This window comes from Octadecabacter antarcticus 307 (assembly GCF_000155675.2).
In the GTDB taxonomy this organism is placed as follows: domain Bacteria; phylum Pseudomonadota; class Alphaproteobacteria; order Rhodobacterales; family Rhodobacteraceae; genus Octadecabacter; species Octadecabacter antarcticus.
Genome location: NC_020911.1, coordinates 1,702,742 through 1,717,006, shown reverse-complemented (window position 1 = coordinate 1,717,006; position 14,265 = coordinate 1,702,742). Strand labels below are relative to the sequence as shown.

The following is a 14,265-nucleotide window of genomic DNA, read 5'->3' as shown; positions in this document are numbered from 1 at the left end:
GGAAATCATGTGATTTTCTGCACCGCTGCAATGGTCACAACTCCTCGCTAGGCGCGCCGTCTTGACAGTGTTCGACACACAATCAACCGCCATGTCCAAAGGCTTACGGCCTCCTGTACATGAGCCAACGTTTCAGCCTGAACAGTTCTGTGCCCTGCATGAATGTCAGAAATGCTTTGAACAGGTCGCGCATCAACAACAACAACCCTAACCACCACCCTTCAAAATTTCAGTCTGTCGTACGTAACGGGATGCGAATTCCCCCTGTGTGCAAAAGGCCCGCGAAGGACCCAAACTCTTCAAACACGCGCGTTCCATTCTGCCACACGGGGCAGAAAACGGTCAGCCCTAACCTTTGGAAAGCGCGCATTGGGACCTCATCAAAGCCAGCTTGCGCCGCCACCACACCATGAAGGTGTGCAGCGCCACTACCACCACCACCCCCGTGGGGGGTGGTGGTGGTAGTGGCGCACCTGATTTGCAATGATCTGCGCTTCCAGAGTTCTTGAGGTGGTCACGCACATCATTCGGTTGCCCATTCGCCCACCTCCAGAACCGGTACTTTGCGACGTTGCGGGCCATCGGCCTCACCCTTCACCAGCGCCCCAGATTTCAACCATCCTTCTAGGATCCGCTTGATCCGCTTGCGATCTATCGTAGCATCCATGCCAAGCACATCGGCCACAATGCAGCCCGCCCATTGGTCGCCAGCTTGTTCAGAGAACCTAGCAGTCTTGCTTTCGATTGCGTTCTGGACAGCCAATAGGTCTTTGGAAGCCATACCGTTAAACGTCTCAGGCCATTCCCAGACCTCACAGACGCCAACGTCTTCACCATTGGCCAACTCAAAAGTTTCCATGCGACGCCATTGGCGTTTGCCCACCGGCGCTAAATTGGCCTTATCGCGGGTAACTGCGAAATAGGTGCGCAGGTCGGTCGCAGGAATGCCGGCATCTTTCTTCATCTTATCGGCCATTTTATTGAGGACACGACCCGAACGTGCAGCAGCTAACAGGGCAGACCCTCCACGCCCATCTTCCGTTGTCGCTTCAGCACCATTGGTTTTGCGTGTGTGGTGAACCAACTCGATTGCGCAATTGCACCTATCGGCTAGCCGCGCCCATTCCTTTGCAATCATATCAATAGCGTTGTTGTCATTCTCGCCTGCGCGGTGTGACGACACAAAGGGGTCGACCACCAGAACGTCGATATTACGAAAGGCGATTTCATTGGCCAGTGCATCCATCACGGGCTTAACGATCATCGCACCATCACGGCCAGCGACAGCCGTGCAGAGTTCGCGTTCACGCCCAGTGTCCACATAGAAACGGCCTTCGCTCTCCTCCGGCTCAACCTTGTGATGTTGCATCGCCGCCGTGATCCTCAGTTGCAATTCGTCGCGTGGATCTTCCAAGTTGAATATCCAGACAGACAAATCATCCGCAACCCATTCGCCCATCAAATCGCGACCCGATGCCATCGCCAGCACTTCACAGATCGTCAGTGACGACTTACCAACACCGCCCGGTGCGACAGTGACAGAGACTTGGCGGCGCAACAGGTGGCGCCCATAGAGCCATGGGCGTCGCGGCAATGTTGCGGGGTCTTGCCAAACAAAAGGTGTAGGAACCTGCAACGGTATCGTCACATTCGATTTGCATTCCAGGTAGGCCTCAACCGGCGGCATTGGTGGCAAATCATGAAAATCATCCATCATGCCGAACCTTTACGATAAAAGTTGCCTTTGGCGTCAACGCGGGCCAAAAACGCCTGTCGATCTGTATTAGTGAAGGCCAGCCAAAGAACCGTGAACATGCGCTTTCGTGCCTTGATCCCCAAGGCACGATATTCAAGCCGCTTCAGTGCTGCGGCAAAGTAGCATTGCAACTCCACTGGGTTCGCTAGGCCTGCCCACCAAGCCGCAGATTCCCGAATGTCTCCAAAGGCGCCATAAGGCGGGTCACCTGCGCAATGCTGGTGTATGTATGTTGCGCAGATTACGAGCGCATCATCGAGCCCCAAATTATCCAGCCCCAAATTATCCAGCCCCATGACTGCGGTGACGCGCTTTTCGTGGCGGTAATTCGCTATCGATACACAGACTCCATGTTTGAACGCTTCGCGAGTAGCATCATTCTTGCCATTGTTCGGTTCTGCTGATTCTGAGATTGGCTTTAAACTGATTGGCTCTCCCTTCTTACCCCGATGTTTCATGTCCGTGTCATCCACAGGTCAAGGTCATTCCTAGAGTAACGAATAGATCTTGCTCCAACCCGCAAGAAGCGCGGGCCCTTTCCGTACATTCTAAGCTTTGCAAGATAGCTTTCGCTTAGGCTGGTGTACTGTGCCGCCTCCTTAGAAGTAAGGTATAGGTGTCCCATTGTGCTCTCCACTTTGACTAGATGTCATAAAGATGGATTTTTTTGACCAACCTAATCCATGGGCAGCAACTCGAAAAATTCACGCTTTCTGTCTATGTTGTTGACCCAGCTATTGAACGCAGCATCAACGTTAGCGTTGATTTTGTAGTGCTCCAATAGATCAATAAGCAACGGTCTTAGTGGACCATAACCATTCATCTTCTCGGGTACATTGATCGCGCATTTGTAGGTCCGGATTAGCTCAACAGCTGCCTCCACAACTTTTAATGCATCAACATTCCGGTTTCTAACTGGAATACCAAAAGGCAACTCATCTTGAGTGTACTTGATCGCCTTATCAATATTCTCAGAGAACGACAGGCGCCCCTCAAAGACTTTATTAGCAACAGCGACCTCTTCACCGGTTGGAGCTAAATCGAACACTTCGTCCGCACACTTTTTCCGGTCCTCTGATCCATTCAGGACTTCTATCAGCAGTGTAAGGTTGTCGGATACCTCTGAGAGAACAGCTGGATGAATTTCTCTGAGATACCTTGATGCCAGCTGAAGTTGTTTGCGAAGCTTCGACAAGTTCATCAGTTGGTTTTCATAGGCCCAGTTCTCATACAGGCCAAATTCCTTAGTACACATAAAGCGATCGGTCATCTCAGCTATTCTGTCAGGTTCAAACACCGAGAAATATTTATCAATTATTACTCTGATAGCCACATACTTCTTTCGGGAATCAGCAATATCGACATCGTCATTAGATTCGTACATTGGTCAACTCTCTCTCACTTTTTTGGCTGTCAGCCGATACGCGCATGATCATTTTGACCCACTCCTTTTGCTTACGATGCTTGGGGTGTACGCTTCGTTTATGTCGAGAAAGTTCAGAGTGCGTCTGGCGTCATCTCAGTACAAAGGGATGACCCGAAGGCCGCGCATTGTCATCATCAGTAACAAGTCGCTTAGAAGGTATGCTCAAAATTTTGCGAAAGATTTACGTAAGTAACAGGCCGGAGACATAACTGCTTCTGAAAACTGCAAAATCTGATCAAAAATGTCGTGTTATGCAGGATTCATCCACACAGTACCTTCGCTGCGTAGTGCACCGAGGTCTTCTGTGCGGACAACGTGTGCTTTCGCTGCGGTTGCGCCAATGGCGGCGTTTTCATCCATGAACACAGATGCGCACCGGCCACCGAAGGGTATCGATAGTAGTGGCTGGGCGGGATGGCATGACAGTAAATAGTGTTTTTATGAACGCACCTTAGTCCAATACAGAACTTCTATTCTTAAAAAATAAAACTGAAACAGTGGTAGACGACTGGTCCACTCGTCCATATGTTTTTTAAATGAGTAATCGAGAGACAGATACACGTGAACACATTTTAGCTACTGGTCGCCGCCTTACCGCGCAGCAGGGCTATTCCGGTGTTGGTCTCAATGAGCTGCTGAAAAAGGCCGGCGTGCCCAAGGGATCATTCTATCACTACTTCCGTTCCAAGGAAGCGTACGGGTGCGCTGTGCTCAAAGACTTCGTGCATGATTACTCGGACCGCCTCGCCTCGTCTCTCGATCACCCAACACTTAATGCGCGTGCTCGATTGCTTGCCTACTTCGAAGGCTGGCATCAAAATCAGGTCAGCCCCAACCTCGAAGATCGTTGTCTTGTCGTTAAATTGTCTGCTGAAGTCGCTGACTTGTCCAAGGATATGAGCGAGATTCTGCGGCAAGGTGTAATCGAAATCATTGCACGTCTGGCGGTTACGTTGGACGACGGCATCGCAGAAGGCTCGATTGCCCAGATTGACGACACCAATGGTATGGCGGAGGCGATTTATCATCAGTGGTTAGGCGCAAGTCTGGTTGCGAGCTTGTCCCATGATGACTCCCCACTTAAATCCGCGATGCACACGACGCAGCAACTTATCCCCTCTGCTTGAACCGATTTACATTTATTGCGTTTTTAGACGACTGGTCTATTAACAGGAAGGCTAACCATGAAAATCTTCTACAAAACTTCTGCAACTGCGACAGGCGGTCGTTCGGGAACTTCGTCTTTGGACGATGGAACATACTCTGTACAAATGGTCAGCCCTGACAGTCGCGACGCGGGCGTTAACCCCGAACAACTTTTCGCGCTTGGCTATGCAGCATGTTTTGACAGCGCAATGCAGTTGACCGCCAAACAACTGAAATTCGACATCACAGGGGCGAAAACGTCTGTTGAGGTGGGGATTGGCCAGCACACTGAGGGCGGATACGCGCTCGATCTAGACGTCACTGCACACCTACCGGGCATGAACGCGCAGGACGCGCAGCGTCTTGTCGAAGCGACGCATCAAATGTGCCCCTATTCGAACGCCATACGCGGAAACATCGACGTGCGCCTGCACGTCAAAACTGAAGGAAACTAAATCGTGAACAACTTTGACTTTCACAACCCAACACACATTCTGTTTGGCAAAGGCCGTATCACCGACCTGAAAGATCAGATTCCTGACGATGCAAAGGTACTGATCATTTACGGCGGCGGCAGTGCGGAACGCACCGGTGTTCTGGGACAAGTGCGTGACGCCCTTGAAGGGCATTCCTTGGTTGAATTCGGTGGGATTGAGCCCAACCCGCGTTACGCGACAGCGCTGAAGGCGGTTAATATTATCCACAACGAAGACATTACTTTCCTGCTGGCCGTGGGCGGCGGATCAGTTATCGACGCCACCAAATTCATCGCGGCCGCCGCGTTGCATGACGGCGACCCATGGGACATTTTGACATCGTTTGGGTCAGTCATCACACAGGCCATGCCTTTCGGTTCAGTCCTGACACTACCCGCTACAGCGTCCGAGATGAACGCTAATTCCGTCATCACGAACCCCGAAAAAGGCGCGAAACTGCCCTTCCGTAGCGCACACTGCTTCCCAGTTTTCTCAATCCTCGATCCTGAGGTTACATACACGCTGCCAGATCGTCAGATCGCCAATGGCGTGGCTGACCCGTTTGTGCATATCATTGAACAATATTTGACCTATCCGGTGAACGCGCCCGTTCAGGACGGTTTTGCCGAAACAATGATGCGCACGTTGATTGACCTTGGTCCCAAGGCGCTTGCGAACCCAAAAGATTACGAAATTCGTGCAAATCTGATGTGGACTGCGACGCTGGCCTTGAATGGTTTGATCGGTGCAGGTGTGCCGCAAGACTGGGCGAGCCATATGATCGGCCACGAGATTACGGCGTATAACGACACCGATCACGCGCGCACGCTGGCCGTAGTGCTGCCATCGTTAATGAACGATCAGCGCGGACCTAAGTGCGAAAAGTTGCTGCAATACGCAGCCAATGTCTGGGACATCCGCGACGGGTCAGACAACGAGCGCATCGATGCGGCAATCGACGCGACGCGCGCGTTCTTTGAGGATCTGGGCATCAAGACCCGACTTAGCGACTACGATGTCGATGCGTCGGGGATCGATCATATCGTCGCCGCACTAAAAGATCATGGCATGACTGAACTTGGCGAACACGGCGAAATCACGCCCAAAGACGCCCGCCGGATCCTTGAAGCAGCTGCATAGAAAGTCCCAAACATGACACAAAACGATAAAACCAATCGGCAACTGGTGTTGGCGGAACGCCCGAAGGGCGAGCCGACAAAAGACACCCTAAATCTGGTCGCGGGGGATATTCCCGCGGCTGGCGCCAACCAAATGCTGCTCCGCACAGAATACCTTTCCCTTGATCCTTACATGCGCGGCCGGATGAGTTATGCGCTGTCTTATGCGGATCCGGTCAAGATCAATGATGTGATGATCGGCGGCACAGTGGCGCAGGTTGTCACTTCGCACGTCGACGGCTTCGCGTCCGGTGACTGGGTTTTGAGTTTCAACGGCTGGCAGGACTATGCCCTGTCCGATGGCGCAGGCGTAGCCAAACTGGATCAATCGGGCACCCATCCGTCATGGGCGCTAGGTGTTCTCGGGATGCCCGGTTTCACCGCATGGGCTGGACTGACGCAGATCGGGATGCCAAAGGCCGGTGAGACGATCGTCGTTGCCGCCGCCACGGGTCCGGTCGGAGCAACGGTCGGGCAGATCGGAAAGCTTCTGGGCTGTCGTGTTGTCGGGATCGCGGGCGGCGCAGAAAAATGCTCCTTCGCCGTCGACGAATTGGGCTTTGATGCTTGCATCAATCATAAAGCGGAAGATCTTGCTGAACAACTGACCGAGGCGACGCCCGACGGCATCGATGTTTATTTTGAGAACGTTGGCGGTAAGGTCCTCGATGCGGTCATTCCGCTGTTGAACCCGAATGCACGCGTCCCCGTCTGCGGAATTGTGTCGCAATACAACGCGACCAAACTGCCCGACGGTCCTGATCGCATGAATTGGTTAATGGGTCAGATCCTGCGCAAGAAGATCAAGATGCAGGGCTTCATTATCTATGACGATTTTGGCCACCTTTATGCGGATTTCGCAAAAGAAATGAGCGGCTGGATTGAGAGCGGCAAGGTCAAATACCACGAAGAAATTATTGACGGCCTTGAAAACGCACCTGCTGCGTTCATTGGCCTTCTTAATGGCGAAAACTTCGGCAAGCGCGTGATCCGCGTTGGCCCTAACACCAAGGAAACAACATGAATATTTTGATGGTACTGACATCGCACGACGAACTGGGCGATACAGGCAACAAGACCGGTTTTTGGTTGGAAGAATTTGCAGCCCCCTATTTCATCTTCAAAGACGCAGATGCAACGATCACGCTGGCATCGCCCAAGGGTGGCCAGCCACCGATTGATCCGTCCAGCGACAATGACGATGCACAGACAGATGATACGCGCCGTTTTAAAGGCGATGCAGACGCTCAAAGCCACCTGGCGACAACGCTGAAACTGTCAGATGTCAAAGAAGACGGCTTTGACGCGATCTTTTATCCGGGTGGACATGGCCCACTCTGGGATCTGGCCGAAGACACTGACAGCAAAAGGCTGATCGAAGCGTTCGCCGCAGCGGATCTTCCAGTGGGTGCGGTGTGCCATGCGCCAGCCGTGTTCCGTCATACGATGGGAACAGATGGCAAACCTCTGGTGTCGGGCCGCCGTGTGACGGGGTTCACCAACACCGAAGAAGACGCTGTCGGCCTGACAGATGTTGTCCCGTTCTTGGTGGAAGACATGCTAAAGGAAAATGGTGGCGTTTATGAAAAAGGCGATGATTGGGCCAGCTTCGTATTGCAGGACGGTAAACTTGTGACTGGACAAAATCCGGCTTCATCCGCAGAAGCGGCACGCGAAATATTGACGCTGTTAACGTAACATAAAAAATACGTTTCGCGGACCAACAATGTTCCGCGAAACGCGAACTTTTACCGCGGTGCTATTGTGCAATCGTAGCTACGATTTCCCCAACAGCGTGACCGTCTTTCAGGCCATCGTAAGCGGCGATCGTCTACTCAATATGATAACGGCCTTTGCAGTTTCGATGACTAGCTGAAATTACCCAGAATTATGCCCCACTATTGCGGAGTAGCTCACAGGTTTCAGAAGCGGTCCGCTTTCCGACCAAAGAAAACCTTGGTGACATCCTCAACAATATACCAAGTAACGCGACTACTATCATGCACAAATAGGCTATCTCCAGGATTGAGTTCGCTGATCTGACCACTGATCTTATCGATTATTCGGCATCGTCCAGACAGAATGGTCATGAGGGTGCTGTCAGACAAAAGCGAGCCAGTCTCATTTTTCCAGCAATCTCAATTCGTTAGGATACGCCAAGACCGCGCCACTCGGTAAGAGCAGCGGCGCGGTTCAGCTTGAAATTTGATCGGTTATAGAGATGGCGCTCTTGGTTGAAATGGTTGTGAACAGAAGCGTGGACGGCGACGAATTTCTGCAAACTTCGTATCCGCCTAAATCGAAGCATGGCTCGCTCTCTTCGTCTAAATGGCTGGTGTGAATTCTCGGCTCGATTGTTGAGCCAGCGGCCGGTTTCCTGTTTGTCCACATTGCCAATCACCTTCACCGCCGCGCCGTAGGAACGTAGCTTGTCGGTAACGAAGACATCTGCGCTACCATGGCGTTTCATGGTTTTCTTGAGGAATTTGAAGGCTGCTTTGCGATCACGGCGCTTAGTGACAAAGCTTTCCAGGACTTCCCCTTCGTGATCCACAGCCCGCCAAAGGTAGTGCGTCTCGCCGTTGATCTTCACGAACCCCTCATCCAAGTGCCACTGCCAATTCGAATATGCGCGCATCTGGTTGACCCTTTTCTTGCGGATCTCAGCGGCAAACAGCGGGCCAAATCTGTTCCACCAAAATCGAACCGTCTCATAGCTGATGTCGATCCCGCGTTCGTGCAACAGATCCTCCACATTCCGAAGCGATAACGGGAAACGGACATACATCATCACGGCCAGACGGATGATCTCGGGGCTCGTCTTGAAGTAGCGAAAAGGGCTGCGTTTTGTCATCTCGAGACGCTAATTCCTCACCCTGCCCGCCTCAACCGATTTTGCTCTGACGGGGTCGCTTAAGGAGCCGGTGAGCCAGCGTGGGCTTGAAGATGTGCGACAGACGGATCTAATCCAGCAAGCATGGACTAATAGTGGCAAGGTCTATGGATACCGCAAGTTGCATCCCTCTCATGGCTTGCAAGCAAACCACTGCCGGGCAGTAGATGATCTGCTTGATCAAGGTGAGACATGTTCAGAGAACCGTGTTGCGCGTTTGGCCAGCCTCGCAGGGATCACAGCACAAATTGGCTACAAACGCCGCCTTGGTCGACAGGGCGGGAAGCCAGCCGTGGCTGCAGATAACACGCTGGACCGGAATTACAGAGGTGGTCGCGGGAATTCGGACCATTAGTTAATGGTGGATCAACTTGTGAAAGAGATAATCCAAAATGACGAAACGAAAGAACCATTCGTCCCACTGCTCGGCAGTTGTTTGCTTGCAAACGATGAGAGGGGGATTTCAAGGCCAAGGTTGCGCTTGAAGCGATCCGCGAAGAAATGACAATGGCGGAGTTATCGAAAAAATACGGCGTGCATCTATTACCGGCAGGTGTTTGCTTGCAAACACTGAGAGACTACGCAGATTGGGACTTGGAAGCGCGCCGCGATTAAGAATATCGCTGCGGGGTTTTCTAAACGAGGCGGTGATCCAGCGCAGGTCGATGACGCCGCGATAGACAAACTTCATTCCACGATTGGTCAGTTGGTGGTGGAGCGCGATTTTTTGAAACGCGCCTGGGATCGTTGAGCAAGGATCGCAGGCAGATGTGCATTGAAAGAAACCATCCGAAGGTCAGCGTGCGACGGCAATGCCAGATGCTGTCGCTGGCACGTTCAAATCTGTATTACGCTCCAAAAGGCGAGAGTGCTGAGAACCTGCGGTTCATGGAATTGATCGACAAGCAGTTCTTAGAAACGCCATGGTATGGATCTCGGCAACCTCTCGGGACATTGCTGCGCAATACCCTGCCGGTCAATGAATGGCACGACACATGCAGCGTCATGGTCACACATGCGGTCGCCATCGCGTTCGCCGCCTGATGCGATTGGTTCCTATTTATCAGACGCCAAACACGAGCAAGAAACACCCCCAGCATAAGATTTATCCTTACCTGCTCCGGGGGCTGACGATTGATCGGCCAAATCAGGTCTGGTGCGTTGATATTACCTACATCCCCCCTCTCATTGATTGCTTTGCAATCAACTGCCGGGCAGCGAGGCGGCGCGGATTTCTGTATCTGGTCGCGATCCTTTGCCCGGCAGGCTTTTGCGTAGCAAACGCCGAGAGGAGTGGACTGGTTCAGCCGTAAAGTTATCAGTTGGCGTTTGTCAAACAGCATCCCTCTCACGGTTTGCTTTGCAAACCACTGCCGGGCAGTGGGAGGCTGACTTTTGCGTTGAAGCCCTGAAAGAGGCCATCGCAAAATATGGGAAACCAGCGATAATGAACAGCCCCTCTCGGGATCATGCTGCGCATAACCCTGCCGGGCAACGGATCAGGGCAGTCAGTTCACTGGCTTTGAATGGATAAATGCACTGAAGGATGCGGACGTAAGGATATCCCCTCTCACGCATGTAAACATGCGCTGCCGGGCAGTGCATGGACGGTAAAGGTCGCTGGCCCCCCTCTCATGGTTTGCGAGCAAACCACTGCCGGGCAACGGACAACCGGATGATCGAACGACTTTGGCGCTCCCTGAAATATGAATGCATCTATCTCAATGCATTTGAAACCGGTTCAGAAACACGCGCCGGGATTGAAAAATGGATTGCGTACTACAACGCAGAACGGCCACATTCCACGCACGGAATATTGACCCCAGATGAAGCCTATGACAGAAAAATAGAACCAATGAGATCAGCAGCCTAAATGAAACCCTGATCCACCTTAAGTTGGCCGCAAACTGGTCGAATTACTGGGACCACCTCTAATCGCCTCATCAAGACAGCACAGCAAATCGAAGGCCGCTATGGCCAACTGACGCAGCTGTTGGCGATGTCAAAGCAGTTCCAAGTCATCGAAAGCAGTGATCTGAAGGTCAGCACAAACCGCGACACCGGTGAATCGGAAAACCAATTCCTAAACGAGCACAAAGGCGCTGACGGCAAGCCACTGAACATCCCCAACCTAATCATCATCGCGATCCCAGTGTTCATGGGCGGCGCGCCTTACCGCATGCCAGTGCGCTTCCGGTATCACAAATCCGGTGGGTCCGTGAAGTTCATCATGTCGATTTACAACCCCGAGAAAGCCTTTGAAGCCGCATTCAAAGAGGCAGTCGACGAAAGCGACAGAATTGCCCACATTCATGGGCACACCAGAAGCTTGATTTCTCTTTCTGACCGTTGGGAACAAGGGTCAGTGACGGAAACCAGAACTGAATAAAAGGGGCACCGAATGGCTGAACAATCAAAGATCAAATGGGCCAAGAACCCTTGGGTTGATGTCACAAAATCTGATGTCATCCACCAGAACGTCGAAGAGGCTACAAAATGACATCAGAAGACTTCCTTGGTATCCAAGCGATGCGCGCAAATAACACCCACCTGACAAAGCTGATTGAAGGCATGACCCTGCAAGCTGCGACGCCGTTGGTCGATGAATTGACCGTCGAGCAGGTTGCCAAGATCAAAGGAAAGTCAGCAGCCACCATTTGGCGTTGGGCGTCTTCTGGCAAGAAGTCCTGCGTACAGGGCGCGACCCTATCGTTTCAAGTCCAACTCAATCTAGACGCTTTGCCTGCGCCTCCGCGTCAGCCTCACAGTAAGTCAGCAACATTCGAATATCCCGATGTCCGACAACCGGTGAAAGGTCTAGCACATCCAGTTTCTTTGCCAGACGTGTGATCGCGACATGCCTGCAATCATGATAGGTCAAACCCTCGACACCCGCCCGGTCGCGCAGCTTTCGCCATAAGACGTCAAGATTGTCAGATCGCAGCCCAAACACCGGATCGCCTTTTAATTTTTCAAGAATAGACACAGCCACCGACGACAAAGGCATGTCGCGGCTTTCGCCGTTTTTAGTCTTAGGCAAGTGCGCAACGCGGCGAACTAAATCTACCCACGACGATTCCAGCCCAATGACTTCCCCGGCACACATCCCCGTTTCAATAAAAAACCGGAACGCCATGAACGCCCGAGCCGTAGCGTTGGCAGGATCAGACCCCGCCGATATTGCCAGCGCTGCCAATTCGTCGTCAGTCACCAACCTGTTGCGTCGTGGCGATTGCGGTGGTTTGCGCACATCCACTATAGGCGATGCACGTATCCAACCCCATTTTTTGCGGGCAATGCTGAACACCGACGACATCAGCTGCATTTCACGACGGACCGACGCCCATTATCTCGTGCAACCGCCTGTCTCGCCAGTCAGCTGCGTCGGCTGCAGTGACGTTTGACACACGTAGAGCAGCCAATTCATCCCACCGGAACTTCTCAAGTCGTATGACCTCCCACCGAGCGTCCCGTTTTGCAGGTGATACTATCCGAGCGTAAAGATCGAACGCCCCACCCACAGTGTGACGGTTCACCGCTTCTGCCCCGTTACGACCTTCATATTCAGCTTGGTCTGCCCAATCCTGCGCGGCACGCTTGGTATCGCACACTTTAGACTTGCGAACGCCGCCCTTCAACACTTCTGCCCGCCAACGTCCCTTATGTGGTCTGATACGCGCCAAATCGTCCCCAGTGCGTAATGGATGCGTGATCTATGCGTGATTTAAACGAAAACATAGCACGCAGCCACATACATGGTGCAATCATCAAATCAATATTTTGCTTGTTTTATAAGGGTAAACGCACATTTCGCGCGCCACGTAATACATCGCTTGGTGCGGTCGGGGGGACTCGAACCCCCACGAATGTTACTTCACAGCGACCTCAACGCTGCGCGTCTACCAATTCCGCCACGACCGCAGGTCTGAAAGCGTGAGTGGCACTTAGCGAAGCGTTGCCGCCACCTCAAGCGTAAAATGCGCACGTTGTGACGAATGCTGGCGCACGCTTATCCGCGCAGCGCTGCCAGTTTTTGGCGCGCGGTGCTGCGCCCTGCCCGTGCAATCGCAATCAGGGCCGCAGCGCCGACCCCGATCACGATCCAACCAAGGTCATCATTGCCACCAAACAGCGCTTCATTGGCCATCCGCCCCGGCAGGAAATTCGCCAGCCCCGCGATCATCAACCCAAACCAGTACAGACTGCGAAACGTCCGTCTATGCGCCGTGATCCGCCCCGCGCGCGCATGCTTGACCCCTGCCCACAGCGACCACAACGTCACAACCGCCAGCCCATGGATCGGACTAAACGGCCCAATAAGCGCAAAGGTATGAATGAAAAACGCGCTCACCGCGACGGACACCATCGCCACAACCCACGTGTAGCCGACAATCTTATGCACCCGATCACGGCGCTTTCGATACAGCGCAATTGGCCCGATCGCGACAGACATTATCGCAGCAATGATATGAAATTGGATATGCACAGGGGCGAACAGAAACGGATCAAGGGACATTTCATAGTCTTTCACATTGGCTATTGCGTTGAAGTTGCCTATCTCTTGCCGATGCACTTAAATTGGCCAACACCCCATGCGGCGAACAGCGGGACGTTTACGTGAACAACACCGCACCGCATTCCGCGCTTCGTGAATGGTGGGTCCATATGGCCCTGCCCGTACGCGCCGTGAGCTTTCTTGGCGCCACCGCGATCCTCGCATTGATTGGCCCGTTCGACACGGACGACACCCTGCGCGCCTTGCCGCGCTTCGCCTATTGGGGCGTCATTGTCGTGGCCTGCTACAGCGTTGGTTATTTCGGCAATATTCTGGCAGATCGCTGGGCCGGCAAAGATGCCAGCCTTCTGCGCCGCATCCTGATCGCCGCCCCGCTCACGGCGATCGGCGTCATGGCCGTTGTCTATCTGCTCAAGGGATTGGCGGTCAGTTATTGGGCCACGGGGCGCGATCTGGCGATCATTGCGGGCAATATTGTGTTGATCTCATCTATTTTTACATCTGTGTTTTACTTCGCAAACGACAGCACGGAACAAACGCCCGAAACTCAGCGCGCTCCCGCCCTCCTTGACCGTTTGCCGCTGCACAAACGCGCGCCCCTCGTGGCGCTGTCGGTGGAAGACCATTATGTGCGGATCAGGACAACGCTGGGCGAAGATTTGGTGCTTATGCGATTGGTGGATGCGATCCGCGAGGTTGGTGCCACCGCAGGCTTGCACGTCCACCGATCCCATTGGATTGCCACGGCCCACGTCACTGCCGCCACGCGCAAAGGTGATGGTGCCATCCTGACCATGGCGCATGGCCCCGACATTCCTGTAAGCCGCGCCAATGTTCCCGTCATCAAGGGGGCTGGGCTGCTGCCCCGATAAAC

The 14,265-nt window shown here is 53.1% G+C and carries 17 protein-coding genes, 1 tRNA gene and 2 pseudogenes; 10 read left to right on the top strand and 10 right to left on the bottom strand.

Annotated elements, in window-relative coordinates; all coding sequences use genetic code 11:
- Positions 1-523: 523 nt before the first annotated feature.
- From OAN307_RS08800 to OAN307_RS08790, 4 genes are read right to left on the bottom strand one after another with little or no spacing between them, the layout of a single operon-like run.
- Positions 524-1,717, bottom strand: coding sequence for an AAA family ATPase (locus OAN307_RS08800; RefSeq protein WP_015499429.1), 1,194 nt, complete (start codon positions 1,715-1,717; stop codon positions 524-526).
- Positions 1,714-2,214, bottom strand: a complete 501-nt coding sequence (locus OAN307_RS29850; RefSeq protein ID WP_015499428.1) for a hypothetical protein — start codon at positions 2,212-2,214, stop codon at positions 1,714-1,716. Before OAN307_RS29850 ends, OAN307_RS08800 begins: the two co-directional genes overlap by 4 nt.
- Entirely contained in the window at positions 2,211-2,381 is a 171-nt protein-coding gene (locus OAN307_RS31215) for a helix-turn-helix domain-containing protein (RefSeq protein ID WP_144055544.1), read from the bottom strand. The genes OAN307_RS29850 and OAN307_RS31215 overlap by 4 nt, the downstream gene beginning before the upstream one ends.
- Before the next feature lie 51 nt (positions 2,382-2,432).
- Positions 2,433-3,140, bottom strand: a complete 708-nt coding sequence (locus OAN307_RS08790; protein ID WP_015499427.1) for a hypothetical protein — start codon at positions 3,138-3,140, stop codon at positions 2,433-2,435.
- 578 nt (positions 3,141-3,718) lie between these two features.
- On the opposite strand from OAN307_RS08790, the gene OAN307_RS08785 reads away from it, so the two are divergent.
- Genes OAN307_RS08785 through OAN307_RS08765 form a run of 5 tightly spaced genes read left to right on the top strand, consistent with a single transcriptional unit; the run spans position 3,719 to position 7,680 of the window.
- Entirely contained in the window at positions 3,719-4,309 is a 591-nt protein-coding gene (locus tag OAN307_RS08785; RefSeq protein WP_015499425.1) for a TetR/AcrR family transcriptional regulator, read from the top strand.
- 57 nt (positions 4,310-4,366) lie between these two features.
- Positions 4,367-4,783 carry an organic hydroperoxide resistance protein gene (locus tag OAN307_RS08780; protein ID WP_015499424.1) on the top strand — a complete coding sequence of 139 codons (417 nt, stop codon included), beginning with the start codon at positions 4,367-4,369 and terminating at the stop codon, positions 4,781-4,783.
- A gap of 3 nt (positions 4,784-4,786) precedes the next feature.
- Positions 4,787-5,944, top strand: a complete 1,158-nt coding sequence (locus OAN307_RS08775) for an iron-containing alcohol dehydrogenase (RefSeq protein WP_015499423.1) — start codon at positions 4,787-4,789, stop codon at positions 5,942-5,944.
- A gap of 12 nt (positions 5,945-5,956) precedes the next feature.
- Entirely contained in the window at positions 5,957-7,006 is a 1,050-nt protein-coding gene (locus tag OAN307_RS08770) for an NADP-dependent oxidoreductase (protein ID WP_015499422.1), read from the top strand.
- Entirely contained in the window at positions 7,003-7,680 is a 678-nt protein-coding gene (locus OAN307_RS08765; protein WP_015499421.1) for a type 1 glutamine amidotransferase domain-containing protein, read from the top strand. The genes OAN307_RS08770 and OAN307_RS08765 overlap by 4 nt, the downstream gene beginning before the upstream one ends.
- A 224-nt stretch (positions 7,681-7,904) precedes the next feature.
- Here the strand turns inward: OAN307_RS08765 and OAN307_RS31210 are convergent, their stop codons facing one another.
- Positions 7,905-8,072, bottom strand: coding sequence for a cupin domain-containing protein (locus OAN307_RS31210; protein ID WP_015499420.1), 168 nt, complete (start codon positions 8,070-8,072; stop codon positions 7,905-7,907).
- A gap of 56 nt (positions 8,073-8,128) precedes the next feature.
- Positions 8,129-8,836 carry an IS6 family transposase gene (locus tag OAN307_RS08760; RefSeq protein ID WP_015499419.1) on the bottom strand — a complete coding sequence of 236 codons (708 nt, stop codon included), beginning with the start codon at positions 8,834-8,836 and terminating at the stop codon, positions 8,129-8,131.
- 58 nt (positions 8,837-8,894) lie between these two features.
- Between OAN307_RS08760 and OAN307_RS08755 the strand changes: the two are divergent.
- From OAN307_RS08755 to OAN307_RS08745, 4 genes and pseudogenes are all read left to right on the top strand, one after another.
- Positions 8,895-9,200, top strand: a pseudogene (locus OAN307_RS08755) (IS3 family transposase); the annotation flags it as partial.
- Between the two features lie 443 nt (positions 9,201-9,643).
- Entirely contained in the window at positions 9,644-9,919 is a 276-nt protein-coding gene (locus OAN307_RS31205) for a hypothetical protein (protein WP_015499417.1), read from the top strand.
- 179 nt (positions 9,920-10,098) lie between these two features.
- Positions 10,099-10,748 (top strand): annotated as a pseudogene (locus tag OAN307_RS31200) (transposase); the annotation flags it as partial.
- Positions 10,749-10,790: 42 nt separating this feature from the next.
- Complete coding sequence (locus OAN307_RS08745) at positions 10,791-11,264, top strand: DUF2303 family protein (protein WP_333783216.1); 474 nt, start codon at positions 10,791-10,793, stop codon at positions 11,262-11,264.
- Positions 11,265-11,600: 336 nt separating this feature from the next.
- Here the strand turns inward: OAN307_RS08745 and OAN307_RS29845 are convergent, their stop codons facing one another.
- The 4 genes from OAN307_RS29845 to OAN307_RS08730 form a co-directional block, all read right to left on the bottom strand.
- The gene (locus tag OAN307_RS29845; RefSeq protein ID WP_245541006.1) at positions 11,601-12,200 is read right to left on the bottom strand and encodes a site-specific integrase; all 600 of its coding nucleotides are present in this window, start codon (positions 12,198-12,200) and stop codon (positions 11,601-11,603) included.
- Position 12,201: 1 nt separating this feature from the next.
- Complete coding sequence (locus tag OAN307_RS29840; RefSeq protein WP_015499415.1) at positions 12,202-12,558, bottom strand: hypothetical protein; 357 nt, start codon at positions 12,556-12,558, stop codon at positions 12,202-12,204.
- 151 nt (positions 12,559-12,709) lie between these two features.
- Positions 12,710-12,796 (bottom strand) — tRNA-Leu (locus OAN307_RS08735).
- A gap of 88 nt (positions 12,797-12,884) precedes the next feature.
- Positions 12,885-13,406, bottom strand: coding sequence for a DUF2306 domain-containing protein (locus OAN307_RS08730; RefSeq protein ID WP_144055543.1), 522 nt, complete (start codon positions 13,404-13,406; stop codon positions 12,885-12,887).
- Between the two features lie 47 nt (positions 13,407-13,453).
- On the opposite strand from OAN307_RS08730, the gene OAN307_RS08725 reads away from it, so the two are divergent.
- Entirely contained in the window at positions 13,454-14,263 is an 810-nt protein-coding gene (locus tag OAN307_RS08725; protein WP_015499413.1) for a LytTR family DNA-binding domain-containing protein, read from the top strand.
- The last annotated feature ends 2 nt before the right edge of the window (positions 14,264-14,265 follow it).